The 25,608-nt window shown below is 42.0% G+C and carries 23 protein-coding genes and 1 pseudogene; 8 read left to right on the top strand and 16 right to left on the bottom strand.

The window, feature by feature from the left end; translation table 11 throughout:
• The first annotated feature begins 822 nt into the window (after window positions 1–822).
• On the top strand, window positions 823–1,479 hold the full coding sequence (kdpC, locus tag HCR01_RS10955; protein WP_226889265.1) for a K(+)-transporting ATPase subunit C: 657 nt from the start codon (window positions 823–825) through the stop codon (window positions 1,477–1,479).
• Between the two features lie 444 nt (window positions 1,480–1,923).
• Complete coding sequence (locus HCR01_RS10960) at window positions 1,924–3,657, top strand: iron uptake porin (protein WP_193196246.1); 1,734 nt, start codon at window positions 1,924–1,926, stop codon at window positions 3,655–3,657.
• A 278-nt stretch (window positions 3,658–3,935) separates the two neighbouring features.
• Here the strand turns inward: HCR01_RS10960 and HCR01_RS10965 are convergent, their stop codons facing one another.
• From HCR01_RS10965 to HCR01_RS10980, 4 genes are all read right to left on the bottom strand, one after another.
• Window positions 3,936–4,427 carry a TerB family tellurite resistance protein gene (locus tag HCR01_RS10965; protein ID WP_193196247.1) on the bottom strand — a complete coding sequence of 164 codons (492 nt, stop codon included), beginning with the start codon at window positions 4,425–4,427 and terminating at the stop codon, window positions 3,936–3,938.
• Window positions 4,428–4,878: 451 nt separating this feature from the next.
• The gene (locus HCR01_RS10970) at window positions 4,879–5,670 is read right to left on the bottom strand and encodes an S-adenosyl-l-methionine hydroxide adenosyltransferase family protein (protein ID WP_193196248.1); all 792 of its coding nucleotides are present in this window, start codon (window positions 5,668–5,670) and stop codon (window positions 4,879–4,881) included.
• Between the two features lie 194 nt (window positions 5,671–5,864).
• Window positions 5,865–6,260: a hypothetical protein gene (locus HCR01_RS10975; RefSeq protein WP_193196249.1), complete on the bottom strand. Its 396-nt coding sequence runs from the start codon at window positions 6,258–6,260 to the stop codon at window positions 5,865–5,867.
• A 29-nt stretch (window positions 6,261–6,289) separates the two neighbouring features.
• On the bottom strand, window positions 6,290–6,499 hold the full coding sequence (locus tag HCR01_RS10980; protein WP_193196250.1) for a hypothetical protein: 210 nt from the start codon (window positions 6,497–6,499) through the stop codon (window positions 6,290–6,292).
• A 152-nt stretch (window positions 6,500–6,651) separates the two neighbouring features.
• On the opposite strand from HCR01_RS10980, the pseudogene HCR01_RS10985 reads away from it, so the two are divergent.
• Window positions 6,652–7,232: pseudogene (locus tag HCR01_RS10985) on the top strand (mechanosensitive ion channel family protein); the annotation flags it as partial.
• Entirely contained in the window at window positions 7,229–8,578 is a 1,350-nt protein-coding gene (locus HCR01_RS10990) for a DUF2254 domain-containing protein (protein WP_193196251.1), read from the top strand. The pseudogene HCR01_RS10985 and the gene HCR01_RS10990, both read left to right, overlap by 4 nt.
• Before the next feature lie 46 nt (window positions 8,579–8,624).
• Here the strand turns inward: HCR01_RS10990 and rsmH are convergent, their stop codons facing one another.
• Window positions 8,625–9,512 carry a 16S rRNA (cytosine(1402)-N(4))-methyltransferase RsmH gene (rsmH, locus tag HCR01_RS10995; protein WP_193196252.1) on the bottom strand — a complete coding sequence of 296 codons (888 nt, stop codon included), beginning with the start codon at window positions 9,510–9,512 and terminating at the stop codon, window positions 8,625–8,627.
• A 244-nt stretch (window positions 9,513–9,756) separates the two neighbouring features.
• On the opposite strand from rsmH, the gene HCR01_RS11000 reads away from it, so the two are divergent.
• Window positions 9,757–10,941 (top strand): NAD(P)H-quinone oxidoreductase subunit H, encoded by a 1,185-nt coding sequence (locus tag HCR01_RS11000; RefSeq protein ID WP_193196253.1) that lies wholly within the window; start codon window positions 9,757–9,759, stop codon window positions 10,939–10,941.
• Between the two features lie 169 nt (window positions 10,942–11,110).
• Here HCR01_RS11000 and HCR01_RS11005 read toward each other — a convergent pair whose 3' ends face one another.
• The 10 genes from HCR01_RS11005 to HCR01_RS11050 all read right to left on the bottom strand — a co-directional run bounded on the left by HCR01_RS11005 (window position 11,111) and on the right by HCR01_RS11050 (window position 20,164).
• Window positions 11,111–11,503: a DUF309 domain-containing protein gene (locus HCR01_RS11005; RefSeq protein ID WP_193196254.1), complete on the bottom strand. Its 393-nt coding sequence runs from the start codon at window positions 11,501–11,503 to the stop codon at window positions 11,111–11,113.
• Window positions 11,500–11,865 (bottom strand): ferredoxin thioredoxin reductase catalytic beta subunit, encoded by a 366-nt coding sequence (locus HCR01_RS11010; protein WP_162399418.1) that lies wholly within the window; start codon window positions 11,863–11,865, stop codon window positions 11,500–11,502. The genes HCR01_RS11005 and HCR01_RS11010 overlap by 4 nt, the downstream gene beginning before the upstream one ends.
• Before the next feature lie 206 nt (window positions 11,866–12,071).
• Window positions 12,072–13,229, bottom strand: a complete 1,158-nt coding sequence (locus tag HCR01_RS11015) for a DUF58 domain-containing protein (RefSeq protein WP_193196255.1) — start codon at window positions 13,227–13,229, stop codon at window positions 12,072–12,074.
• 10 nt (window positions 13,230–13,239) lie between these two features.
• Window positions 13,240–13,593 (bottom strand): type II toxin-antitoxin system RelE/ParE family toxin, encoded by a 354-nt coding sequence (locus HCR01_RS11020; RefSeq protein ID WP_193196256.1) that lies wholly within the window; start codon window positions 13,591–13,593, stop codon window positions 13,240–13,242.
• Window positions 13,590–13,856 (bottom strand): type II toxin-antitoxin system ParD family antitoxin, encoded by a 267-nt coding sequence (locus HCR01_RS11025; RefSeq protein ID WP_193196257.1) that lies wholly within the window; start codon window positions 13,854–13,856, stop codon window positions 13,590–13,592. The genes HCR01_RS11020 and HCR01_RS11025 overlap by 4 nt, the downstream gene beginning before the upstream one ends.
• An 81-nt stretch (window positions 13,857–13,937) precedes the next feature.
• On the bottom strand, window positions 13,938–14,525 hold the full coding sequence (locus tag HCR01_RS11030) for a Uma2 family endonuclease (RefSeq protein ID WP_193196258.1): 588 nt from the start codon (window positions 14,523–14,525) through the stop codon (window positions 13,938–13,940).
• 197 nt (window positions 14,526–14,722) lie between these two features.
• Window positions 14,723–15,685, bottom strand: a complete 963-nt coding sequence (locus HCR01_RS11035) for a hypothetical protein (protein ID WP_193196259.1) — start codon at window positions 15,683–15,685, stop codon at window positions 14,723–14,725.
• Window positions 15,682–16,647, bottom strand: a complete 966-nt coding sequence (locus tag HCR01_RS11040) for a DNA-methyltransferase (RefSeq protein WP_226889266.1) — start codon at window positions 16,645–16,647, stop codon at window positions 15,682–15,684. Before HCR01_RS11040 ends, HCR01_RS11035 begins: the two co-directional genes overlap by 4 nt.
• A gap of 176 nt (window positions 16,648–16,823) precedes the next feature.
• On the bottom strand, window positions 16,824–18,614 hold the full coding sequence (gene typA / locus HCR01_RS11045; protein WP_193196260.1) for a translational GTPase TypA: 1,791 nt from the start codon (window positions 18,612–18,614) through the stop codon (window positions 16,824–16,826).
• Window positions 18,615–19,069: 455 nt separating this feature from the next.
• Window positions 19,070–20,164, bottom strand: coding sequence for an acyltransferase family protein (locus tag HCR01_RS11050; protein ID WP_193196261.1), 1,095 nt, complete (start codon window positions 20,162–20,164; stop codon window positions 19,070–19,072).
• 398 nt (window positions 20,165–20,562) lie between these two features.
• On the opposite strand from HCR01_RS11050, the gene HCR01_RS11055 reads away from it, so the two are divergent.
• Window positions 20,563–21,135: an HD domain-containing protein gene (locus HCR01_RS11055; RefSeq protein WP_193196505.1), complete on the top strand. Its 573-nt coding sequence runs from the start codon at window positions 20,563–20,565 to the stop codon at window positions 21,133–21,135.
• An 83-nt stretch (window positions 21,136–21,218) separates the two neighbouring features.
• Here the strand turns inward: HCR01_RS11055 and HCR01_RS11060 are convergent, their stop codons facing one another.
• A complete protein-coding gene (locus HCR01_RS11060) occupies window positions 21,219–22,235 on the bottom strand; it encodes a ribose-phosphate pyrophosphokinase (RefSeq protein WP_193196262.1) in 1,017 nt (338 codons plus the stop codon).
• A gap of 948 nt (window positions 22,236–23,183) precedes the next feature.
• Here HCR01_RS11060 and HCR01_RS11065 point away from each other — a divergent pair.
• Together HCR01_RS11065 and bioD are read left to right on the top strand one after the other, a co-directional pair.
• Window positions 23,184–24,887 carry a serine/threonine-protein kinase gene (locus tag HCR01_RS11065; RefSeq protein ID WP_193196263.1) on the top strand — a complete coding sequence of 568 codons (1,704 nt, stop codon included), beginning with the start codon at window positions 23,184–23,186 and terminating at the stop codon, window positions 24,885–24,887.
• A 2-nt stretch (window positions 24,888–24,889) separates the two neighbouring features.
• Window positions 24,890–25,570, top strand: coding sequence for a dethiobiotin synthase (bioD, locus tag HCR01_RS11070; protein ID WP_193196506.1), 681 nt, complete (start codon window positions 24,890–24,892; stop codon window positions 25,568–25,570).
• Window positions 25,571–25,608 lie beyond the last annotated feature (38 nt).

Consider the following 25,608-nt stretch of genomic DNA (forward strand, 5'->3'; position numbering starts at 1 on the left):
GCTGACTCTTCTATTTTTACTTTGGTGACTCCAGCCATGAACTTCTGCTCATATTTCTGACTTAACTATCTTTATCATTTTTTTGGTGAAATGGTATAAGTTCTGATTTTACCTTTTCACCAAGGCTATTTTGACCTGATAGTGGATGAAGATGCTCGCATTGGTATTAGGCAGCGACACGAGCAAGTCTCAAAGGCAGATCAAAACTTTTATCTCCGGTAAATTACTGAAATTTATTTTTGACTGATTAGGACTAATTTTACTTTGCTTCTAGTTTAGATTACTGCATAAGTATCTTATTGGTTGATTAGTTGCGTATTTTCACGGTTAAAATGATAAACTTCTTTTTCTCAATTGTATGCAATGAATAGAGTTATACAGGTTGTTATATGACCTTGCTAGATTTTCTACATGCTCAGTTTATCAGGCTTTCTCAGCTTATTTGGTTAAGCGATCGCTTACAAACAAAGCCTTGTAGTTAATACGGATAAGATTGATAAATATTTAACTAGACTAACTATCCCAGACTAGTAATGACGAATGTATTTAGAGGAGTTAGAGTGTAGTCTCAGAGAGAATAGAGATTACAAAATAGGAAAAGAGCTTAATTTGTAAGACTTCCAGCTTTTCATAGCAAGCTAGAGTTCAGTAGTTCACTGAGTTAACCGTAGTAGTCCAGCTACGGTTTTTTCATGTTATGAGAGTATCAGGTTAAGTATACCCTAATAGGTAATATGGTTCAGTTAACGTAGCGATCGCTTTTATTCGAGGGTTAACGGGAGACCTTTAGGTAACTTTTACGTAGACCTGATTCGCGCAATTATGCGGATTCTGCTGCCGATTTGTAACAATGCACCTGCTTTAGCTCAAGCAAATGTGGGTTTGGCGATGAACTCTGGTACGCAAGCTGCCAAAATACTGGATTTAGACTCTGACCCCACCAAGCTAATTGATTTAGTAACTAATGGTAGTTTGCTGAAAAATAATACAGGTCAAGTTGTGGGTTCTGCTCTAATTGGTCAGCCTTTTGTGAGCGATCGCTATTTTAACAGTCGTCCCAGCACCACCAGCTACAGCACAGCCAACCCCAAAAAAGATGATGCTGGCGTTTTACAAACTGGGGTTTCTGGTGCTAGTAACTTAGCTCCTAGTAATCCAGCATTGCTGGAACGCATCAAAGGTAAAGATAACCCCGACCCTAGCAAACGGGTTGAGGGCGATCTTAATCGTCTGAAAACAGCAAGTGTGCAACCAATTGCGGATCTCGTTTACACCTCTGGTTCTAGCCTTGACCCTCACATCACTCCTGAAGCCGCCAGAGTGCAAGTTGCAAGAGTAGCAAAGGCGAGAGGAATTGAGCTTAATCAAATGAAAAATTTGATTGTCCAAAACACCGATGATCGTTTTCTAGGAATCTTTGGTAAGCCTGGGGTTAATGTTTTGCAACTGAATCTAGCTTTAGATCGAGTTGGGAAATAAAGATATAGGAAAGCGATCGCTACTACTTCTATTGCTTGCTCTACAGTTTTTCGGATCAAGAAGATTTTACGGCTTTGAAGCTAAGTCTTTTCATCCAAAACAAAACTCTCCAGAATTATCGATGATGTTATTAGCCAATTGCATGAATTTCTCAAAATATGACCTATTTTGATTGAAATTTGCTTCTTTTAGAAAAACAAAGAGGAGCTACTGCAAATTAGGGTCAATAATTAAGCAGTTAAAAACTAGAAAACAGAATAACTAACTAGCAAAAGACAAGCAAAAACCTCCGGTTCGCAAACAAGCTCTCGGCAAGTCTTTACATCAAAGATGGTCTAGTGTACTATATTCCAAATTACATTTCCAACTGAGCAATCAATGCTCAATTTCTTTTCCTTGAAGATAATAATTCTGGGACTTTATTTAGGAAAGTAAAAGCAAGAAATGTCTCAACTATTGTGGAAAACTCTGGTACTAAGTCCAGTAGTTTTAGGAGTGACGGTGTTGGTTTCCGCTAGAGCAATGGCTGCTCAAGTGCTAGACTCTTCTAACAATACAAAGTTAGAAGTTGGTCAAGTAAATGCACCCATAGCTGCTAATGCTTCTACATTCATCAAAACAGAGCAAGCAAAAGTTAATCAGCAATTGGTTGCTCAAGCAAAGACTGATGAAAACAACGTTTTAGAACAAGTTAACCGCTACAGCAGTGAAGCCAAAAACCAAAATTCACTGTCTCAGGTGACATCAGTTTCTCAGTTTTCGGACGTACAGCCCACTGACTGGGCATTCCAAGCATTGCAATCCTTAGTGGAACGCTACGGCTGTATTGCAGGATATCCCAATGGTACGTACCGTGGCAATCGAGCAATGACTCGTTATGAGTTTGCCGCAGGTTTAAATGCTTGTTTAGATCGGGTTAATGAACTGATTGCTACTGCAACTGCTGATTTAGTCACCAAGCAAGATTTGGCAACTCTGCAACGTTTGCAAGAAGAATTCTCAGCAGAATTAGCAACTCTGCGTGGGCGAGTCGATTCTTTAGAAGCACGTACTGCTGAACTAGAAGCAAATCAGTTTTCTACTACAACTAAGCTGGTTGGTGAAGCAATTTTCGCTATTACTGACAACTTTGGCAGCGGCGATGACAACAACACTGTTTTTCAAAATAGGGTACGTTTAGACCTGCAATCTAGCTTCACTGGTAGAGATACCCTGCACACTCGGATTGCTGCTGGTAATGCAAATCCTTTAGCTTTACCAAATGGTACAGCCGAGGGTCTTCAAACTTTTAACCTCTCGCCTAGTCTTGACAACAGTGCTTTCATAGACTGGTTGTCTTATTACTTCCCTATCGGCAACTCCCAAGTATACCTTGCGGCGACTGGGGGTATTCATAGCGATTACGTTCCGACTGTCAACCCATACTTTGAGGATTTTGACGGTGGTAACGGTGCTTTGTCTACCTTTGCTTCTGAAAGCCCAATCTATCGGATCGGTGGCGGTGCTGGTGTCGGCTTTAACTTAGCCTTTGGTGGCGGTGGTACCTTCAAACCTTCGTTAACCTTCGGTTACTTGGCATCTGAAGCAAATAATCCTAGCCCTGGTTCAGGTTTATTTGAGGGTAACTATGCTGCTTTAGGACAGTTAAATCTGAACGTTGGCGATCGCCTGACCTTAGCAGCAACCTACGTCCACGGTTATCATGGTGCAGGCACTCCTCTATTCAACGCAGGCGGAGCTAGTCCTGTAGTTGGTACTTCACAAGCCAACTTTGTCGCTGGTAATATTGGTGGCAATCCTTATGTCAGTAATTCCTTTGGTTTAGAGGCAGCTTTCAAACCTAGTGAAAAACTGTCAATTAGTGGCTTTGTACTTTACAGTGACATCACAGGCTTTGGTGCTGGTGATGATGGTGAAGTTTGGAGTTATGGACTTGGGGTAGCCCTACCCGACTTCGGTAAGAGAGGCAACGTCTTAGGAATCTTCGCAGGCGTCCAACCATACCTAGGAACTGTTGATAGCGATAAACCATACCACTTTGAAGGTTTCTATAAGTATCGCGTCACCGACAACATCTCTATTACCCCAGGGGTGATTTGGTTGACAAATCCTGGTCAAGCTACTGGCAACGGCGACGATGCAATCATTGGTACAGTCAGAACCACTTTCAACTTCTAATTGGGTATTGGGGAACTAGGAAAGCAGAGGAGTACAAGGGAAAAATTATTGGCTCTTGACTCTTGAACCCAGTTGCCTCAAGCCACTGCCTTGCGGGGGTTCCCCCCCGCACAATTGCTGTGCGGTAAACCCTTGACGCTCCTACGGAGGCTTGCTCCTCTGCTTTTGCCAAATCTGGATAGCTGACACCTCATTAGCTAACCGAAAGTGCGTATGGCTTCGGTACGCTAAAGGCGAACAAATAACCAATATTTTTTAGCAATACTAAAGTTCTTTGATTAAGCTAAAACCTCAGTTTGTAGTAGCGCCTTACGTAATGCGGTTACTGCCTCTTCTGTTTCTATCAACTTATTGAGAGCAAGTGCAATATCATCTTCAACCTTCAGCAGTTTAGCTGCTTTTTTTACAGCTTTTTGCTCCTCAATTGAGTAATTATTATCAGCACGAGCCATTTGAATTGCATGATACAACAATGACCTTGATTTTGACCAAGTAGAAACATCAACTGTAATCTTGGTCAGCAGGTTTTCTAAATCAGCCTTTTTGTATTCAAATGTTTTGTATTTTTCTATTACTTCTTCAGGAGCGCCAGCCATGCGCTGATGATTTAGTAACCAATTAAGTTCGGCTTCTGAAACCTCTCCATCAGCTCCAGAAATAGCGAGCAGTGCATATCCATAGTTAAGGTATGCTTCAAGTGGAATTTCGGAAATACCTAAGTTCTTTTTCAGAAATTCTGAAGCAGGTAGTACTTCTTTGATTTTGCTCATAAATTACCTCTTTGATGTTTCTGAGAATTTATTATTTAGCGAATGCTATCTATAAACACAACAATTTTTGTCCAGGTTTTTAATTAGTATCTACCTATTAAAATCCTTGAAAAATTGCTGAATTACTATTAGTATAGATGCCTTCAAATATTCTCAGTATCAGAGCGAAAACGCAAGGACAGTTAAGACATTTAAGCAAATTTTGAGACAGTTGAGACATTTAAGCAGTTAATTTTTTAGTACTAGATATTTAAGGCATTTAATATATAAAGAGAGTGAAAATGCCCATTACCTAATATTTCTTGACCACCCCTGTTGATTAAAACCATTGCAAACAGCATCGCTACTCCTCACAATCAACCAGCAACCCATACAGATACGTAACCCCCCACTGCAGAAATTTTGCCAGCAGTTTTTTGATGACTATCGCCAGTGCAGGGTTATCCCGAAATTAGGTAATTCGAGTTACCTGCTGATTCACACGGGGACGGCCAAAGCGCTCCCAAGCACTCCCTCCTCGCAGAAAGAGTTCTAAGAAGCGCAATGGCTGTGTTGAGTCACCAACTGACCAACCGGAACTACCAGGAGAAAAGGCCAGAGTTCCTTCAGGAACCTTGAAGCTGCCATCAGAATACACTGCATCACTGACCACATCTCCAATCCGAATTACGATCTTGGTTTCTGGCTCCAAGTTCAGCGTATGCGCCCCAATAGTTGTTTTGATGTTGCCGTAGCCATCAATCCAGGCAATTCGGTTTGGTGGAACATCCGGGATTTGTTTACTGTTAAGGCTATCTCCTAGAAGGCTGAAATCTTCACCCATGATGGCCGCCGCCGCCACAGGAAACACATCCCGTGAGCGAAACTGCGAACCACCACGAGAAACATTGACCACTCGCAACTCCTTAGTATGGTCTTTGATAAAGGAGAGGGTATAGCCTGCAAAGACACCTACTACTTTTACTCCATTGGGTAAAAGAGCATAGGTTAGGCCTTCACCCTCATTGTCTCGTCGGGCTTGTAGATCATCCTGGCGAGGCGCACAATTATGATAAATCAGCCGCTCGCTAGGGCCTGGGTTCAGCCCCAATTGGGCAATCCAGAAACCTGTTGCTAAGGTACTAAATGGCGGAACCGAAAGTAAATGAATTTGGGCATGGGGAAAAGCAAGAAGTAGACGTTGCGTGACTTCAGTAAATGCTGGATCTCCTGTACCGTAGTCTGCAATGACGCAGATAAACATTCTGCCCTCCAGGGATTAGGTAGTAATTGGCAATTAATGGTCAGGAAATGGGTGGTATTTAAACGCCCCATTGAACCTGCCTCATCAGCAGTCTAGGTGTGATCTCGACTCTATGCAAGATTTCTAGACAACAATAAGCGCAAGGACGTATGAGAATGTCAATCCTGCTTCTTCTTTCCCCAGTCTTTTGTTTACTAAGCAGTTTGAGCGTTCTTAGCAGATGCTTTCTTTGCGTTAGCCTTCAAACGGGTCAACCTACTTTTACGGATGCGATCGCTTTTGCGAACACCACCCGCCATAGTATACTCGCAGCTGTCTTTACCGTATTTAGTGGCAACTCCTAACAGCATCATTTCAGAAAAATCACTTAAGGTTTTTTCTAACTCTTTAATCTCAGCTAGAGAAGACTTAATTGCTTCTAAAGCTTTATTATAAGCATCAATCTTAGTGTGTAACTCCTCAATTAATTGTGTTAACTTTTTTAAGTTCACAGCATCTCCAAAATGCATAGTTGAATCAATTGCGTTGAGTTTGGCAAGTCTTAACTCAGCTTTTTCGAGAATGCGGTATGTACGTTTTCTGTAGGACATAGGTATACTCCTTTGCGATGATTCTAGAGTTAGCTTGCCCTACTGAAGTTGCATTTTGGTTCAGCAAAATCCGCAGAACTTGTATTTTCTATTTTCAATAGCTGCTGTGATCGCCTACGTGTTATCTCACCATCTTTGCAAAAGGGAACTGCGATCGCAGTTTTGATGATAATACTAGCTGCTAATGCATCTGCGATCGCACTTTTTAAAAGATAATCAATAGCATGTTGTAGAGCCACTTGTCGCCAGACATTGCTTGTTGCCCATAAAATCCTAGAAAATAATAGTTAGTAAGCCCAAGGTATCAATCAATATGTGCCGCTTACGCCCCTGATTTTTTTACCTGAGTCATAGCCGACTACCTTGGATACCATCGTTGCCGTCTCAACCGATTGGCAACCAAATTGTTTTTAAAGGTTTTGAGGGGACTGTAGAAAATATTGAGACACGCGCGACGACAATTAGAACCTACGACGGGCGGCGGATTGTGATTCCTAACTCTGAGTTGTTTACCAATGCTGTAACTGTCAACACTGCTTTTGATAACCGTCGATTAGAGTACGATGTCGGCATTGGCTACGGCGACGACGTTGATGTAGCCAAGCAGTTAATGCTAGACGCAATGCTTAGTGTAAATGAAGTTTTAAAAGATCCGGCTCCTGATGTACTGGTAATGGAACTAGCCGGAAGCAGTGTAAACATCCGTGTGCGTTGGTGGATTCATCCACCACGACGAATAGACGATTTGCAATCACGGGACAAGGTGATTACAGCAATTAAGAAAAAGCTCGTTGCAAACGGCATCGATTTGCCCTTCCCAACACAACAAATTCTGTTCCACGACCAGACCGATCTGGTAAAGGTGAAGTACCAAAGCCTCGCCGGATCAGCGATTCACTTCTTTTACTTGCTCAAGAGCGTTTCTCACAAGATGGCAACAATAAGGTAGATTCTAAAATTAACGAACAATGAGAAACGTCAAATTAAGCAAACTTTGGGATCAGATCCACTCAAGTTACTGGTTTATACCAGCAGTCATGGCGGTAGTAGCTACTGCTTTAGCTTTCGTTATGCTAAGTCTTGACCGCACAGACAAGGTGGAAATTGATTATTGGTGGATATACACTGGTGGAGCAGATGGAGCGCGATCGCTACTGGGAACTGTTGCAGGTTCTATGATCAGCGTTGCTGCTACAGCTTTTTCAATTACAATCGTGGCGCTTCAGCTTGCTGCTTCCAACTTTGGCCCCCGCCTACTGCGTAATTTTATGCAGGATACGGGTAATCAAATTGTACTTGGTACATTCATCGGTACGTTCATCTACTGCTTACTCGTACTGCGGACGATTCATGGAGAAGGAGATGGATACGAACAGTTTGTACCACAACTTTCGGTTACAGTCGGCACTTTACTGGCAATTATTAGTATTGGTGTATTGATTTATTTTATCCATCATGCTTCAACAATAATTCAGGCATCTCATGTAATCCAAAATGTTAGTGAAGATTTACATTCAGCAATTGAGCGGCTATTTCCAGAAAAAATTGGGTGTGGTGAATCAGAAGATAGCCTTGGAGTTGAAGAAATTCCAATGTCTTTTGAAGAAGAAGCTTTACCAATTCGAGCTAATGGCACTGGTTATTTACAAGCGATCGATGATGAAGAATTGATAGAAATTGCTTGTAAACATAATTTGCTAGTACGCCTTCAGACTCGACCGGGAAAATTTTTGGTTCAAGGTGGCGATTTAGTCTTAGTTTTTCCTGGTGAAAAAGTAAATAAAAAACTTACCAAACAAATCAATGATGCCTTTATTTTGGGTAAAGAACGTACAGAGCAACAGGATGTAGAGTTTCCAATTGATCAATTAGTAGAAATTGCTCTGCGTGCCATTTCCCCTGGAATAAATGATCCATTTACTGCTATTCGCTGTATTGACCGAATTAGCGCTGGATTGTGCCACTTAGTTCAAAGAGATTTCCCTTCATCCTACCGCTACGATAACAAGAACAGATTACGCATAATTGCCGAAGGAGTAGATTTTCAAGGATTGGTTGACCGTGCTTTTAACCAAATTCGGCAGTATGGAAAGTCGGATGCAGGAGTAACTATTAGGTTGTTAGAAACTATAGCTAATATTGCCATCTATACAAATAATAGTAAATACTGTAAAGCCCTACGACATCATGCTGAGAAGATTTTGCAAGATAGTCATGAGGGGCTATCACAAGAACAAGACCGCAAAGACGTACAACAAAGGTATCACACCGTCATTAAAGCTTTAGACTGCAACGGTGCTATTAAAAATTGGGATTAATCAAATTAATACCCAAGTAATTGAAAGCTTGGACGCTGCATTGCAGTTACAGCAGCCTTTCTGCTATCCTCAGTTTGGCTGATCGCGATCGCGGATTTCTCTCAATCTCGTCTTTTTGTGCAATAATTGGCTTTTTTGTCAAGACCTTTAACAAAGGTGAATTTCTTAAACCATGTTTCACCGGGCGGTCTTCCAGACTGTGAAAACTGATAATCGCAATTTTGCCACCAGGGACAAGCGCGTTTGCTGCTTTATCCAGAAAATTTTCTAAAGAATTTAACTCGTCGTTGACGACAATTCGCAGAGCTTGAAAAACGCGAGTAGCAGGGTGAATTCTACCATAACGGTATTTAGGCGGGACAGAAGAAGCGATCGCCTCTGCCAACTCAACAGTCGTTTGAAAGGGTCGTCTTTCGACAATGCGTCTAGCAATGCGCCGCGATAGTCGTTCCTCGCCGTATTTAAAGAAAATATCTGCTAATTGGGCTTCATCCCAAGTATTAATTACATCATCTGCGGTTAGTGCTTGTCGCCTATCCATTCGCATATCTAGATTCGCGGCCTGGCGAAAGCTGAAACCCCGTTCTGGCTGATCTAAATGGTAAGAACTTACCCCCAAATCAGCGAGGATACCGTCAAAAGTGTTAGAAGAAAAATGGTAAGCAGCAAAGTTAGTGAGAATAAATTGTACACGTTCTCCATACTCAGCCAAGTACTTCTGCGCCGCCGCTAAAGCATCCTCATCTTGGTCAATTGCCGTTACCCGCACATCCGCAGCAGCTTCTAAGATGAGGCGACTGTGACCGCCACCGCCTACCGTCGCATCTAAATAATGCCCGCCTGGACGCACCGCCAAACCTGCAACTACCTCCTGACTCAACACAGGCACATGAAAAAATTCCTGCGCCTCAAGTCCCTGAAATCGAGCTTCCATATAATAATTGAAGAAGTGCAACAAAATGAAACATCAAGAAAAATCCCTTCTCTGTCGCCCTCTCTCCAACATACCCCTGTATGGGCAATACATGTAGACGCCAAGAACACCTACCAAGGGCAGTTTACTCTAAAAGTATTGCTTCTACAGCTTTCACTTTAGATTGGCAGACACGACAAATCGGGTCTGGTTGGCATCTTGACGGTTCAATTCAAAATTTTCACGAACGGAGAACACTAAATCTATGGCCAGACTAGAAACCCGCACTGAACCTATGGTGCTAAATATGGGGCCACACCATCCCTCAATGCACGGGGTTCTGCGGCTAATTATGACCCTGGATGGCGAGGATGTCGTTGACTGTGAACCAGTCATCGGCTATCTGCACCGGGGAATGGAAAAAATCGCTGAGAACCGCACCACAATTATGTACGTCCCCTACGTTAGTCGGTGGGACTATGCTGCGGGAATGTTTAATGAAGCCGTCACCGTCAACGCCCCAGAACAACTGGCAGGTGTCGCTGTTCCCAAACGTGCTAGCTACATCCGCGTCATCATGCTGGAGTTGAACCGTATTGCTAACCACTTACTGTGGTTTGGCCCGTTCTTAGCTGACGTAGGTGCTCAAACTCCCTTTTTCTACCAATTCCGGGAACGGGAGATGATTTATGATTTATGGGAAGCCGCCACTGGTTATCGGATGGTGAATAACAACTATTTCCGCGTTGGCGGTGTGGCAGCTGATTTGCCCTATGGTTGGGTAGATAAGTGCTTAGAATTCTGCGACTACTTGATACCCAAAGTTGATGAGTACGAACGCTTAGTGACCGATAACCCCATCTTCCGGCGGCGTGTTGAGGGTATTGGTACTATCACTCGCGAAGAAGCGATTAACTGGGGGCTTTCTGGCCCGATGTTACGCGCTTCTGGAGTGAAGTGGGATCTGCGGAAAGTTGACCACTACGAGTGCTACGACGACTTCGACTGGGATGTGCAGTGGGAAACTGCTGGTGATTGCTTTGCTCGTTACGTAGTGCGAATGCGGGAAATGCGCGAATCTGTGAAGATTATTTACCAAGCCATCAAAGGACTACCCGGTGGCCCTTACGAAAACTTGGAAGCTAAGCGTTTAGCAGCAGGGAAAAAATCAGAATGGGATGCATTTGATTACCAATTCATCGGTAAGAAAGTTTCCCCCTCCTTTAAGATTCCCAAGGGTGAAATCTACTCCCGTGTAGAAAGCGGTAAAGGTGAACTGGGAATTTATCTGGTTGGTGATGATAACGTCTTCCCTTTACGGTGGAAGATTCGCCCTGCTGATTTCAACAACCTTCAGATTCTCCCTCATTTACTGCGAGGGATGAAAGTTGCAGATATCGTAGTCATTCTCGGCAGTATTGATGTGATCATGGGGTCTGTAGACAGATAATCGTCATTGGTTGGGCATCGCTCATCCAATAATTCTTGGTTAAGCTTAAGTGTTATGCCAGTGGGGTGCGCTCTTGAACAACGTAATGCACCCTACTGGTGTAACACTTAGAACCATTCGTGAAAAGTTTATCCCCAAGCACTGATCCGAATCATTTAAGTAAACTTTACTATTCAGAAATTAGTAAAATTTTAGGCAAAGATAAGGTTTGATTTTCACTTAAATCACCAGCGGTAATCTTGTCTGCTCCTATTTGTTGTAATGTTTTCCACAACGCTGCACTTTGACTCAATAGCTCATCTACATCAACGCCACTGTAACTAGATGGGTAACGCCGCAGGCGATTACTACCTTCTCCCAGCAAAATTACTGCACCTCGCCAGTTACGATTACCCAGATGATACAGCGCCACAGCAATTTGCAGAATACCTTGATAAAAAGTTTTTTCTGGTTCGCTGGCTTCAATCCATAGAGCCTCTAAAGTATCATGACAGGCATAGAACTGCCCAGAATTGAACAGTTCTACGGCTTGCCAAAACTCTTGGGGGATGGTTTGGCTCATCCCATACTGTCTCGGACTTCTTTAATTGTTTCGAGAGAGATTTCTTGGTTTTCTCCAGCAAACTCGTTGTCAGGGGTGAGGAACAACATACAGTGGCACTCTTTGCGTTCTCTCATTGGCACACAGGGACAGTTCCAATACGTGGCGTGGACTTCAGCTTCTTTATCTTCGTAGTGGCGACAGGGACACAAAGGCGCACCCAGTTCATCTTTATGTTTGGCTAGTCCTTCAATTACAACTGCTGTAACAGAAGGTTCAGCACAGAAGTACGTTCCAGTCCGCTTGGCGTATTGTTCGGAAAAATGCCGCATTGCCTCTAGGCTTTTATCGCTGGATTTTGTGTTAACTCCTGATGTGATCATTTTGATTTGCCGCTCATAATTTAAATATTTCTTTGCATTGTACCTCAGCCTCACTGGCGGATTACTGGGGGTATTTCCCCAACCTTGTCTGTTTAAATTGTCCTTCTTCTGCTCAAAGGCTTGTATGTCTGGTCTGTGGGGATCAAACAAAATTGAGGAAATCACAAAAGCTTAACTTGAATACGACATAAAATTTGAATTAATAATCAACGTAATGTTTTTTGTAGCTGGGTTTGTAGAGCTTGATCACTCTGTAGGATGATGCCAGGATAATCCCAGTTGATTATTACTTGTTCTGGTGGGGAAGAAATATTTTGCCACAAAAGCCAACGGCTACCTTGAGGAAGAGAAGAAAGGCTTAGGGGATTTTGAGTTAGCCAAATCAAGGGGTAGGTTTCAGGAACTTTTGTGTTGGCGTCTTCTAGAACTGTGGCTGCTGCTAAGGTTTCTAAAACAACATGTTTGCCTTTGATTAAACCTGTCAATGATGTCCACAGTTGCACTGGCATTTGCTGACGCTGTGCATAAAAGTACAATGATGCTGCGGTAATTACTGCTTGCTCAAAATTCTGTTCTTCCCAATTAACGGCACTGTCAAGGGCAATAATTATCTCTTGTCCACCTGTAATCATCTCTAACTCCCGTACTCTTAATTCTCCATAGCGGGCGCTGCTACGCCAATGGATTAGGCGGGTGGGATCTCCTAAACGATAAGGACGTAGCGATCGCACTAACCCTGCTGTTGCTGTCTGCAAGGGTCTACCACGAGGATCACCTTTCTTGCTTACTTCTTGACCCATTTCATCCACTAGAGGGCAGGTAGCAAGGGGTAACACCGTGGGATAAACAATCGCGATCGCGGCACACTCCCGCTGACGACGACACCAGAACAATCCCAAAGGCGCACCAGTAGCGAGTTCAACTGTGTGCCAACGATAGACGCTCCGACGCTGGGTAGGTTGGTAGTATATCCAGCGATAACTTCCTTGGCTAGGAATTGTCTCTATTGCTTGTTGTATCGGTTTTCCTAAGACGAAAGGTAATATATCCTCAACTTGCAATAAGCTCACAGGCTGTTGTAACTGATTGCAGATTTCTAATTCCACAGTCAATTCGTCACCTGCTGACACTGGCTGGATAGGAAGACGTCTGATGGATAGACCTCTGAGCGATCGCGGTGGTAAAAACGCTGCTACACCCAAAAGAGCAAAACTCACACCACTGATAACGTACAACCAGCCAGCCATCGTATTAATAGCTGCTCCAAAAAAACAAATAGCGGTTCCTGCCAATACCCAACCGCTATATGCAGGAGCACAAGCGCGGGTTTCTAACCAGTTAGTGATGGGTTTGATGATTTTCATAGTTTCCTTTCTAGCCCAACACCGACTGAAATTCACAGTGTCTCAAGGGTTTACCAAAAAGGCTTTTAATTGGATTCCTCAAAAGAGACGGAAAGTTGCGACGACCACTCACAACCCGCAGAATTTCAATACCATCATCTAGCACTTTGTAGAAAACGATGTAGCCTTCCAAGGACAATTCTCGGAGGTCTGGACGAATTTCCGCGTAACTTTTACCACTGTTTGGAAAGGTAACAAGTTGTTGGCACTTGCGGTTGAATTCACTGAAAAATCGCTCTCCTGCTTCAAGATTAGTTTCGGCAAAGTAGTCGGCAATTTCATTGAGATCTCGGCTGGCAAGAATGTTGATGACGTAGCGACTCATGCTTGCGCTTGATGTCCTTGTCGAAATCGCTCTAAAATTTGGTTTACGAACGTTTCTCCATCAATAGGTGGCGTATGGTCTGAAGCTAAAATCGCTGCATCAATTTTTTCTCGCACATCCTCAACCCATTCAGCATTAGCGCGATCATATTCATCCAGCAACCGTAGGGCCATTTCAAGGGCTTCCTCTGCGGAGCGATATTTCCCAGCCTGGAGCTTGGTTTGAATAAAGCGTTCTTGATCGGGTGTGAGACTGATGCTCATAGAAAACCTCTATTCAGATTTTCCACCATTTTAAGTCAAAAAACTCACCCTGCCTTTTCTTATTAAGCCGAAGGAATAATGTCAATTTTTACGCTGTAACCAAGCAAAAATTTCATCAACAGAGAGTGTCAAATTCATATCTTCTAATACTGGTAATATATCTTTGCCTGCTAACAAATCTGGCAAAGAATTAGGCTGATAAACTAAAATAGAGCGTTCACTTTGATCAATCAACCATCCTAGCTGATTGCCATTTCTCAAACAGTGTAAAAGATTGCCAGTTACTTTAGTTTGGCTTTGAGACGGTGAAAGAATTTCTATTACCCAAGCGGGTGCAAAATCAATACCGCTGCTGATAATATCACCGCTTTCATCCAGTGGTAGTTGATTGGTAGAAATAACAACTACATCAGGAACTACTGAACGATTACCACAGGTACAGCGCAATTCAGGAAAAGCTTCGTAGTTACTTCCCAACGCATCAATTACTGCAACTAAACGTTTTTGCAATAAGCTGTGTTTACCTCCTCCCATTGGTTTTTGAATTGCCTCGCCGTTAATATATTCCCAAGCTGGTGACTCCTCAATGTATGGAAGTTTGAAAAACTCTTCCAGAGTCTTGCTTTCTGGAACTGTAATTTTTCCTGGTGTCAACCCAATATTTTTCATAATTAGGTTTTTAATTTACATTCAGTTGCGAGCGGAATCGGGTCATCTATTGAAACCAGTAGATTTTGAGATCAAGATTGTTCTAGTCTTACTTTTTAGTATAGGCTGAAGCCTTAACTAGTTTTGAGCGATCGCTTTTCACTTATCAAATGCGCTCTGATCGGTATCTAATTGTTAGATCGCAATAAACTTCACTATTATTCGCTTTCCTCGTTCTCACCTTCCTCAATTTCAACTTCTTCTAGAGACTGCCCATGACTACTTAGTAACTGCCAAATATCACGATAAAATAAATTGTCAATGGTCTGGATTTGTTGTGAAAGCAATCCATCCGTAATCATATTCGGACGAATATCGCAGTAATATACACCGTCAAGTAGATTTAGTTTTATAGTGTAAGCTTTGAAGTGTCCTGGCAAAAATGTTGCACTAATGCCATAACGATTTTGCTGCTTTGCTTTCTTTCTCTGCACATCGTTCAAGAAAATTGCAATGTGAGGCAAAGCAGTGCTAGTTAGCTTGTTGTATAAGAACTTATCTACAAAAATTTTATCAATACGGTCTTTACTCGAAGTTTTAACTGAGCCAATTATCTTGAGTTCGTCGTCTTGACTAATCAACAAGTCATGCTGATAGCTAGTATGAAACAAGATTGCTCCGCTCTCGTCTCTAATTGGAACTTGTACTGTTCCAGAAACGCAATCTAAGTTGAGAGATGCAATCAAAAGACGAATTAGACGCTCGAAAAGATCCCCATTTACTTTACGAGCTTGGTTAGACTTTCCAGAGGGTAATGCATCGAGGGTAGCGCCAATAGCTTGCTGAACTGTATAGATGGTACAGATGACAACCTGCCTCAATGAGTCATCAGGTAACTGTCTCTCTCGCAACTGTTCAAGGGCTTGTAAAAACTGATTAGAAGCAATATCAAATGTTTCTACCTCATACATTAAGTGAGTATTTATTGGGCGAGTAATGTTGTAATAACCATCATCCTGGTATTGATAAAACTGGTAATGATGTTCATTTTGTGAAACAATTTTGGCTTGTAAGCCCGTGGCTATAAATTGTAGATAATTCCTGCAAAAGGTAATGTAATTTTGAATAGTCTGAAAACGTTCTTTGTCTACTGCATGATTTACCAAACTCTCTAGACTCATCGGATAGAATCCCTTCGTTCTGCATTTTTACGATCAAAGGCTATCCATTCTTCTTTTGTCATGCGACGGACATTTTCTAATCGTCTTGTTGCCCAACAGTTGTACTCAATATTTAGATCACATCCCATCCAGCGACGGTTAAGTTGCTCTGCAACCACAAGAGTTGTTCCTGAACCCGAAAATGGGTCAATGACCAAATCTCCTTCATTGGATGATGCAAGAACAAATTTTCTCAATAATTCTTCTGGCTTTTGAGTTGGATGAGGCGTTGTTTCACCCATCCCATTACAAGTAGTAGGAATCTCTATTACGTCTTTAGGCTTCGCACCTTTTGGGTTAGGTGTCCAGTTATTGTGTTTCTTGATTGCTCCTTTTCCGTAGGCGCTTGTCTTTGCTTGCGGATGAGATGGATATTTTAATGTATGTGCTCCATAAGGAATCCGCACATCGTCAATACTTAATTTAACGGCATCAGATTTACGAAAATGAATGATACTTTCATGGGAACGTCCCCAATCACTACCTAAGTTAGCCTTGTTTTTATAGTGCCAAATTAACCAACGACAATTTTTGAAATATTTTGATGCTGGATGCTTTAAATCAGCCAAGATTTCGGAAAAACCACAAATATAAAAAGAGCCAGTTGACTTTAGGATACGTGAAACTTGACTAATCCATTGAATTGACCACTCAATATATTTCTCTTGGTTCTCAAAGTTGTCCCAGTCAGCTTTCTTAATGTTATAAGGTGGGTCAGCAAAAACTAGATCAACGCTTTCAGTATCAAGCGATGCAAGCCAATCAATTGAATTACCTTGATAAAGCTGTCCATGAAGATGTGTGTATTGCAGTTGAAATCCTTGTATTAAAGGTTGCAACTCTTCTTCACTGACTTGTTGCTCTGTAACTTTAACATCTGGGGAGATTTGTGCCATGTTCAATGAACTATTAGAACCGACCATTATCGTTCATCCTTCGCTACTTACACAAACGTCCGGTATCAAATTATTTTACAGAAGATTACATCTAGTCACCTAATCTTTCATAGCAAGCCGAATCCTAATTAGATAGGTATCTGTAACTAACAAATCAAAAAGCCCGCATCAGCGGGCTTTCAAAATTGACTAAATAATTTTACTTACCGTTTCGCCAACTTTTTCGACATCTTCCGCAGACGAATTGATTTAGGTGTAACTTCCACTAATTCATCGGGGCCAATGTATTCCAAAGCACGCTCTAAGCTCATGTCTATTGGTGCTTGCAGTTGTACTAGTTCATCGCCACCAGCGGCGCGGTGGTTGGTTAACTGCTTGGTCTTGCAGACATTCAATTCCAAGTCTTGGGGACGATTGTGTTCTCCTACAATCATACCTCTGTAAACTTTAGTACCGGGAGTAATAAAGAATGAGCCTCTATCTTCGGCGTTCTTCATGGCGTAGAAGGTAGAGACGCCCTCTTCAAAGGAGATTAAAACGCCTTTATTACGAGCTTCAATATCACCACTGAGTTGACGGTAGTCTAAGAAGCTGTGGTTCATGATGCCTTCACCACGAGTCATCCGCATGAATTCACCCCGGAAGCCAATTAAGCCACGGGCGGGAATGACAAACTCTAGCTGGGTGCGATCGCTACCACCTGGCTGCATATCTTGCATTTCGCCTTTGCGTTGTCCCAGACGTTCGATACAGCTACCAACAGCATCAGCAGGAACGTCTAGTACTAAGAGTTCAAAGGGTTCACAAGGTTGTCCATTGACTTCTCGGTAAATTACTTGTGGCTGAGATACTTGAAACTCAAAGCCTTCCCGGCGCATGGTTTCGATTAAGATACCCAAGTGTAGTTCACCACGACCAGAAACCAGGAATTTATCAGGTGAATCGGTTTCTTCGACGCGTAGGGCGACGTTGGTTTCTAGCTCACGGAATAGGCGATCGCGCACTTGCCGTGAAGTCACTAATTTTCCTTCTTGACCAGCAAAGGGTGAATCATTCACCCAAAAGGTCATTTGTAAGGTTGGTTCGTCCACTTTAATTAGTGGTAAAGCTTGGGGTTCATTCGGATCAGTTATTGTTTCCCCAATATAAGCGTCAGCGAAACCAGCCACCGCAACAATATAACCTGCGGTTGCTTCTTCCATTTCCACCCGCTTTAACCCCTCAAAACCCATCAACTTGCTGATTTTACCTTTGACAATGCTGCCATTTTCTGTTATCAAAGCAGCTTGCTGTCCTGTGCGGATAGTACCGTTATGGATTCTGCCGATGATAATCCGTCCCAGATATTCAGAATAGTCGAGGGTTGTGACTTGCAATTGCAGAGGCTTGTTACTGTCGCCTACAGGTGGTGGAACATGTTGCAGAATCGCATTAAACAGGGGTTGCATATCTACCGATTCTGCTTCCAGGCTTTCCTTAGCATAACCTCCCATACCGGAGGCAAACAAATAGGTAAAATCACACTGGTCTTCATCTGCTCCTAATTCTAAGAACAGATCCAAAACTTTATCAACAGCAACGTGGGGGTCAGCTTGACCACGGTCGATTTTGTTGACAACAACAATAGGGCGCAATCCTTTTTCCAACGCTTTTTTCAGCACGAAGCGCGTTTGAGGCATGGGGCCTTCATTGGCATCAACAATTAGAAGACACCCATCAACCATGCCGAGTACGCGTTCAACTTCGCCGCCGAAGTCCGCGTGTCCAGGAGTATCGACAATGTTGATCAGCGTCTCTTTGTAGCGAACCGCTGTATTTTTGGACAGAATAGTAATCCCCCGCTCCCGTTCTAGAGCGTTGGAGTCCATGACACAATCCGGAACGTCTTCGCCTTCGCGGAAAATACCGGATTGTTTGAGAAGTGCATCAACCAAGGTGGTTTTGCCGTGGTCAACGTGGGCAATAATGGCGACGTTACGAATTGGGAGCGTCATAGAAGCTTTTGGTGAACTCTAGAAGGGGTTTTGAGATTTACATTTACATTTAAATGCTAGGCTTTTCTAACAGAATTGGGGATGATCAGCAAACTCTGTAAAGAACCTTTAACAATTCTAGCGTAATCGTCACAATTCCAGAGAGTTTTTGCAAACTCTCTCGGTTCAGAAAACTTAAGAGAGACCGAATTGCCTGTTTAGCTTTGGGATGTTGCTTCTGTAAAGACTCTAGCTTTTTTTTGATAAGCCAAATTTAATAATTTCCCCCAGTTATAGATTGGGCATACCAGAAATTTAACAAAATTTACGCATGTATCATAATGATATGGCAATCCTATTTGATGAATGATGAAATTTAAGTAGCATGGGCTTTGCCCACCAAAACCTGGATATGCTGAGCAAAGCTCACCCTACGTGTATTTCAAAAATCAAATAGGAGTCCTATGGTTTTATTCTTAAACCATAGTCTTTTTAGCATTTTTAAATCTTAACTGACGAATTTTTTCAATTGGATCTGAGACATATTTTATTAATAGAAATGCGGCTAAAAATGATAACACTGTCGCCAATTCACCTCTGTAGTCATCAATTCTCAAGCGATCAGTAATTGGTGTGAGCACCTGAATAACAATCCTATGAACAATGTAAATAGGATACGAAAACTCTCCTAAACGCATATCAAACTTTGAATCTTTTGTAACTTTAAAAATAAATGGTATTGATAAGCATGAGAATATGTAAAAACTCCACATCTTATAAAAATCTGGAATAAACTGGTAGAAAATAGTAGCCAAAAGAAATACTACTGTAATTGATAATTCTATCTTTCTATTTTTTTTATTTGCTATTTTTGAATAGATTCTATAAGAAATAGTTCCCAGAAGAAATAAAGCTAGTTCTGTAGGAAAGAATCTATGAATCCACGGATCATTAGTCAATCCCAGATAAAAATATATGTAGACTCTAAGCAACAAGCTAATAGATATCAATGTTAATATTGTCGAGGTCTTTCTACGGACAAGAAATGGAGCAATTAAATAAAATGATAGTTCAATGCCTAAAGTCCATGCCTGGGGTATAAATAAAAATCTCCAAAATTCCGGGTCAGTCTTGAAATAATCACTTGTAAAAAACATTTTTCCAGTTTCAGTGTTTAACCCTAAGAACATAACAACGTCTTGTCCAAGCAGGATGATATTCGTAATGACTGTAAACAAGAATGTGCCAAAGTTCATCTGAGAGAAATAATTAATATAATAAGAAAGAGTCACAGGCTTATCTATGACAAAAACTGCAACTAAATTTACGATTATTGTGATAATTAGTACCACCCAGTAAATAGGATAAAGTCGAAGTAATCTATTTGAAAGAAATAATTTATAGCTACCTTTACCAATATACTTTTTCTCTAAAATCATCGTCATGTAAAACCCAGAGATGATAAAAAAAGTCTGAACAGCGACTACTCCTTGTGTAAAAATCAATCCAAAAATAGCGTTTGAGTGAGCTACTACAACTGTCAATGCTAAAAGAACTCTTAGTAATCCCATGTTGTTTCCTAATTACATCCTGAGCTATGGAAATATCCACAATGGTCTAGCACATCTAATTAATTGATAAAAATCTGCATAAATTAGAGTGCCAAGACAATTTTTATATATTGTACTTATAAAAGTTTAATATTTCATAATTTGCTTATTTTTAAAAAGTTTAATTTACTCAATTACAAATGACAGATGGCTATTTGAAAGTAAACTTTTACTGCTATTTGTTTAAATTAAATAGTTTGATAAATTGTCAAACTTTACGCTAATCAAAATCTCGCCTCTGTTGTTTGCCCTCAAAATTATACTAAAAGCAGTGCGATCGCATAATTTTTTAGTTAAAATGCGATGTCTGACGACAAGCAGCTATGTATCTACGTACGCAAGATAATTCTTTGAATACAATGCTTTCAGAACGCTTTACCGCAGCCCTTGTCTACGCTACACAACTCCACGCCAACCAAGTTCGTAAAGGTTCAGGTGTTCCATACATTGCCCATTTGTTAGGCGTTGCCAGTATTACTTTAGAATACGGAGCAAACGAAGATGAAGCCATCGCGGCTCTTTTGCACGATGCTGTAGAAGATCAAGGCGGTGCTGCAACACGCGAAGAAATTCGCCGTCGTTTTGACGACAAGGTGACAGAAATTGTGGATGGCTGCACTGACGCCGACGCAATACCTAAACCCCCTTGGCGAAAGCGTAAGGAAGCATACATTGCTCATATACCTAATGCTTCTCCATCAGTACTACTTGTATCGTTAGCCGATAAACTTTACAATGCTCAATCGATTCTCAAAGATTATCGCGTGTTGGGCGAATCACTTTGGGAACGTTTTAAGGGAGGTAGAGAAGGTACTCTTTGGTATTATCGAGCGCTTGTGGATGCCTTTAAAAAGACTGGAAATGCTGCGATCGTTGCAGAATTAGAACGGGTGGTTTCTGAGGTAGAAACGTTAGCATCTCATAAAAAATGAAGTATGAAGGCTGAAAAATTTCATACTTCACACCTCATACTTGTTCATACAAGACTGTAACAATAATGACAGTCTTCTGCTTGTTAGCGGAACATACTACTGACTGAGGTATCTTCGTGAATCCGCCAAATGGTTTCTCCAAGCAAATTAGCGACAGAAAGCACCACTAGTTGTGGAAAGTGATTATTTTCTGTGATCGGGATTGTATTGGTGACAACGACTTCCTCAAACAAGCCACTAGACAATCTCTCAATTGCAGGTGGAGAGAACACTGCATGAGTTGCACACGCATATACTTGACTTGCTCCCTCCTCACGTAGCAATCGCGCCCCTTCGGCAATTGTTCCCCCAGTGTCGATCATGTCGTCCACTAACACTGCCGTTTTGCCCTTAACATCGCCGATGACGTTTAACACCTCAGCAACATTGTGTGCCTGGCGACGTTTGTCAATAATTGCCAATGGCGCATCACCCAGCTTTTTCGCAAATGCCCTAGCCCGTGCGACACCGCCGACATCAGGCGAAACAACCACAAGGTCAGGCAGTTCTTTGCTTGCTAGATAATCTAGCAATACTGGCGAACCGTAAACGTGGTCAAAGGGTATATCGAAATAGCCCTGAATTTGAGCCGAGTGCAAATCCATTGCTAAAACTCGGTTAGCACCTGCTTCTGTGATCAGGTTAGCAACCAGCTTAGCAGTTATTGACTCTCGTCCTGCCGTTTTTCGGTCAGCGCGGGCATAACCATAATAGGGAATTACTGCCGTCACCTGTCGCGCGGAAGCTCGACGACAAGCGTCAACCATAATTAATAATTCCATTAAGTGATCGTTCACGGGTTGACAACATGGCTGGATTAAATAAACATCACAACCACGGATCGACTCCTGGATTTGAACATAGAGTTCTCCATCCGCAAATCTTTTGCGGATCATTGGCCCCAAGTCCATACCCAGATAACGAGCGACTTCTTGAGACAGTTGTATATTTGCAGAGCCAGAAAATAGCCGCAGGCGATGATTATCAGTCAGTCCTGTTGCTGCTGGTTGCACTTTGAAAGTTGCAGAGCTGAGCACAGCAGATCCTCGATGTGCATTCATGGCAATATTACCATCAGAGATTTAGTAGATTTAACCGAAAAATAGCCTAAAAAATCATTTGTGAGGTTTATTGAAGCTTTTATACAAACTTTAAACATTTCTCCATAAAATTATTATTCACTAATTCTCTAGTCCCTATGGCAAACAAACCATTGATAGCTTAACTGACATTAAGTACGTCCACTAGATGTATATTTCAAATTTTTTTCTGCTTGAGGTAAATAATCTCAATCTTTCAAAGATGGGTATGGAAAATTGCTGCTTCTAATTACTTCATTTATAACCGAGAGGGAACTATTCACAGCTTAAGTAATCTTTAAGTTGGTTCTCAGACAGTAAAACACCCAATACGATTCGGCGAAAGGGGAAAGGGAAAAAGGGAAATGTTTGAATTCACTTTTCACCCTTGCCCTTTACCCAGACCACAATAAATGTGGAACAGTGCTTATACAAACCGTATTGGTAAAACACCTGTGAGCAAGGACATAAAAGTAGCTGATTATTCTATGATACTAGCGGCAAATAAATAAGCTGACAGACTTGTTTAGAAGTTCTAATTCATACAATAAATTTTCAGAGCATCCGCATTTGTCAAACCTTCCTGTGTGTTGGTTATGGCTAAATGCGGACGGCAAAGCACTACGTGGCAAGCCATACCGCTGTCGCTGGGACTTCTTTGTCGTCAGTAAACTACATAAAATCAATAAAGCAATTTTATACCTGCTATTGTTGACTTTCTCACTTTTTTCACACATTCTTACTGAGGGCAGAGCGTGAAAATCAAGTTAAGTATGTCTTTGTATGTAAGTTCCAACCTCTATGGAAGACTGCTGACGCCAGTTGTTTATAGCCAGTGTATTTTATTCTAAGTAATTCAGCTTTGAAAGTTTATACTTCATACTTTAAGTAAGTTACTCCTCAGTTGCTATTACACTTAACCAATTGATCATGCAACCACCCATTACAATTGGCACTGTCCTGCAAAATCGTTATCGAATAATTCAAATTCTCGGACAGGGAGGATTTGGTAGAACTTATCTGGCGGAAGATCAGAGGCGCTTTAACGAACTTTGCGCCATCAAAGAGTTACTCTCAACGGTAACGGAAGCTTCTGCTTGGGAAAAAGCGCAAGAGCTTTTTCATAGAGAAGCGGCAATTTTGTATCAAATAGAACATCCTCAAGTGCCGAAATTCCGAGAAAGATTTGAGCAAGACCAGCGCTTATGTTTAGTGCAGGACTACGTTGCAGGGAAGACGTATCGAGATTTGTTGACTGAGCGCCAAGCTATTAATCAAACTTTCACAGAAACCGAAGTATTACAGTTGATGCGCTCTCTGTTGCCAGTTTTAGAGCATATTCACAGTAGAGGAATTATTCACCGAGATATCTCGCCAGAAAATATTATTTTGCGAGATAGCGACGCTAAACCAGTGTTAATTGACTTTGGGGTGGTAAAAGAACTAGCAACACGATTGCAATCCCCAGATAGCACATCGCCAGTTACTACTGTAGGAAAACTAGGCTATTCTCCCAGTGAGCAAATGCAAACAGGGCGAGCTTATCCTAGTAGTGACTTGTATGCACTAGCAGTCACAGCGATAGTTTTGCTGACTGGTAAAGAACCAAATGCTTTATTTGATCAAAATCAACTAACTTGGAATTGGCAACGCTGGGTAAGAGTGAATCCGCAATTTGCTCTGGTGTTAAATCGCATGTTGAATCATCTGCCGAGCGATCGCTACCAAAGTGCCACTAGTGTAATCCAAGCATTGCAAGCGAATCAATCCAGTGTCTCGACTCCCGATGTATCCAACTTGCAAACAATGGCTGTTGGTCGCGCCCCCAACCCAGTATCACCACCAGCTGCGTCAAATAAACCCGATCCTGTGATTCCACCCAGCCGTGCAAGCTCAGTCTTAGATAATCCACTGGCGATCGGGGCTATTGGCAGTGCTGTGGTAATATTAGCGGGATTTGGTTCTTGGGCGCTGGTCAGTTCTATCCGCAGTCAATCAAATGCTCCCTCACAAACAGCACCACCACAAACTTTCCCTTCACCAGTGATTTCAGGTGGTACGACATTCACATCTACACCTACACCGACTAATGATGAACCTGTCATATCTAATAAGCGTCTCAGGCTGGGAGCATCTAACATAACTACGGTTGAAGATACCCTAAAAGCAAATCAAATCATCCAATACACATTTTTTGGGCAAGAGGGAGCTAAGTTAACAACATTTATTGAGCAAGGAAGCGGTATTTTACTAACAGTATTAGATCCCAATCAGCAACCAATTGATAGTAGCTCCCAGCAAGTAACATCCTATGACGGAACATTACCAGTTAGTGGTAGATACACTATTCAGCTAACTCTAGATACGGGAGTTGCCGAAAGCAACTATAACCTCAATGTGGCATTAGAAAAACCAGTTCAACCAACGCCGACAGAGACATCAACGCCCATAGAGATACCCACGCCAATTTTTACTGAGACACCTACACCAACTCCCATAGAGACACCAACACCCATAGAGACACCGACGCCAATTTTTACTGAGATACCTACACCAACTCCTACAACTGGCGCAGAACAAACTTTCCCGCCTGCGGATGTAACTCCCCAACCGTTTCCTGATCAAAGAAATTAATGTTGAACACACTACTGATTACTGCAACTGATACGGAGGCTGGCAAAACTGTTTTAACCACAGCTTTGGCAGCCTATTGGCGAAAATATTACCCGCAGCGTCGCTGGGGAATTATGAAACCGATTCAATCGGGAGTGGGCGATCGCGAATTATATCAAAAGCTATTTTCGCTAGAGCAATCTGCTGAAGAAATTACACCTTTGTACTTTCAAGCGCCGCTAGCGCCTCCCATAGCCGCAGCAAAAGAAAACCGTCAAGTTGATTTAGCAGTGGTGTGGCAAACTTTATCAGGGCTGCAAAAACGTCACGATTTCCTTCTCGTAGAAGCTTTGGGAGGGTTAGGCTCACCAGTAACCGAGGAACTAACAATAGCTGATTTGGCGGGACAATGGCGTTTACCAACAGTGTTAGTAGTGCCAGTCAGATTAGGAGCGATCGCCCAAGCAGTAGCGAATGTGGCATTAGCTAGACAATCACGCGTCAATCTCAAAGGCATTGTCCTTAACTGCATACAACCCCGTTCCGATGCCGAAATAGCCGACTGGACACCACCAGACTTGATTCAATCACTAACTAACACGCCTGTTTTAGGCTGCTTACCCTATCTAGATAACCCAACTGATTTGGATAAACTTGCCCAAATAGCATCAGATTTAGATTTAGAAATACTTGACACTTTCTGAAAGATTAAACTAGGAAAATAACCTAATTTAGCAGTGTT

The organism is Nostoc sp. MG11 (assembly GCF_014904695.1).
GTDB lineage: Bacteria > Cyanobacteriota > Cyanobacteriia > Cyanobacteriales > Nostocaceae > Komarekiella.

Excerpts from the sequence above, each read along its gene's own strand:
- kdpC (WP_226889265.1), top strand. The coding sequence starts at position 823 with ATGCGGATTCTGCTGCCGATTTGTAACAATGCACCTGCTTTAGCTCAA.
- HCR01_RS10960 (WP_193196246.1), top strand. The coding sequence starts at position 1,924 with ATGTCTCAACTATTGTGGAAAACTCTGGTACTAAGTCCAGTAGTTTTA.
- HCR01_RS10965 (WP_193196247.1), bottom strand. The coding sequence starts at position 4,427 with ATGAGCAAAATCAAAGAAGTACTACCTGCTTCAGAATTTCTGAAAAAG.
- HCR01_RS10970 (WP_193196248.1), bottom strand. The coding sequence starts at position 5,670 with ATGTTTATCTGCGTCATTGCAGACTACGGTACAGGAGATCCAGCATTT.
- HCR01_RS10975 (WP_193196249.1), bottom strand. The coding sequence starts at position 6,260 with ATGTCCTACAGAAAACGTACATACCGCATTCTCGAAAAAGCTGAGTTA.
- HCR01_RS10990 (WP_193196251.1), top strand. The coding sequence starts at position 7,229 with ATGAGAAACGTCAAATTAAGCAAACTTTGGGATCAGATCCACTCAAGT.
- rsmH (WP_193196252.1), bottom strand. The coding sequence starts at position 9,512 with ATGGAAGCTCGATTTCAGGGACTTGAGGCGCAGGAATTTTTTCATGTG.
- HCR01_RS11000 (WP_193196253.1), top strand. The coding sequence starts at position 9,757 with ATGGCCAGACTAGAAACCCGCACTGAACCTATGGTGCTAAATATGGGG.
- HCR01_RS11005 (WP_193196254.1), bottom strand. The coding sequence starts at position 11,503 with ATGAGCCAAACCATCCCCCAAGAGTTTTGGCAAGCCGTAGAACTGTTC.
- HCR01_RS11010 (WP_162399418.1), bottom strand. The coding sequence starts at position 11,865 with ATGATCACATCAGGAGTTAACACAAAATCCAGCGATAAAAGCCTAGAG.
- HCR01_RS11015 (WP_193196255.1), bottom strand. The coding sequence starts at position 13,229 with ATGAAAATCATCAAACCCATCACTAACTGGTTAGAAACCCGCGCTTGT.
- HCR01_RS11020 (WP_193196256.1), bottom strand. The coding sequence starts at position 13,593 with ATGAGTCGCTACGTCATCAACATTCTTGCCAGCCGAGATCTCAATGAA.
- HCR01_RS11025 (WP_193196257.1), bottom strand. The coding sequence starts at position 13,856 with ATGAGCATCAGTCTCACACCCGATCAAGAACGCTTTATTCAAACCAAG.
- HCR01_RS11030 (WP_193196258.1), bottom strand. The coding sequence starts at position 14,525 with ATGAAAAATATTGGGTTGACACCAGGAAAAATTACAGTTCCAGAAAGC.
- HCR01_RS11035 (WP_193196259.1), bottom strand. The coding sequence starts at position 15,685 with ATGAGTCTAGAGAGTTTGGTAAATCATGCAGTAGACAAAGAACGTTTT.
- HCR01_RS11040 (WP_226889266.1), bottom strand. The coding sequence starts at position 16,647 with ATGGTCGGTTCTAATAGTTCATTGAACATGGCACAAATCTCCCCAGAT.
- typA (WP_193196260.1), bottom strand. The coding sequence starts at position 18,614 with ATGACGCTCCCAATTCGTAACGTCGCCATTATTGCCCACGTTGACCAC.
- HCR01_RS11050 (WP_193196261.1), bottom strand. The coding sequence starts at position 20,164 with ATGGGATTACTAAGAGTTCTTTTAGCATTGACAGTTGTAGTAGCTCAC.
- HCR01_RS11055 (WP_193196505.1), top strand. The coding sequence starts at position 20,563 with ATGCTTTCAGAACGCTTTACCGCAGCCCTTGTCTACGCTACACAACTC.
- HCR01_RS11060 (WP_193196262.1), bottom strand. The coding sequence starts at position 22,235 with ATGAATGCACATCGAGGATCTGCTGTGCTCAGCTCTGCAACTTTCAAA.
- HCR01_RS11065 (WP_193196263.1), top strand. The coding sequence starts at position 23,184 with ATGCAACCACCCATTACAATTGGCACTGTCCTGCAAAATCGTTATCGA.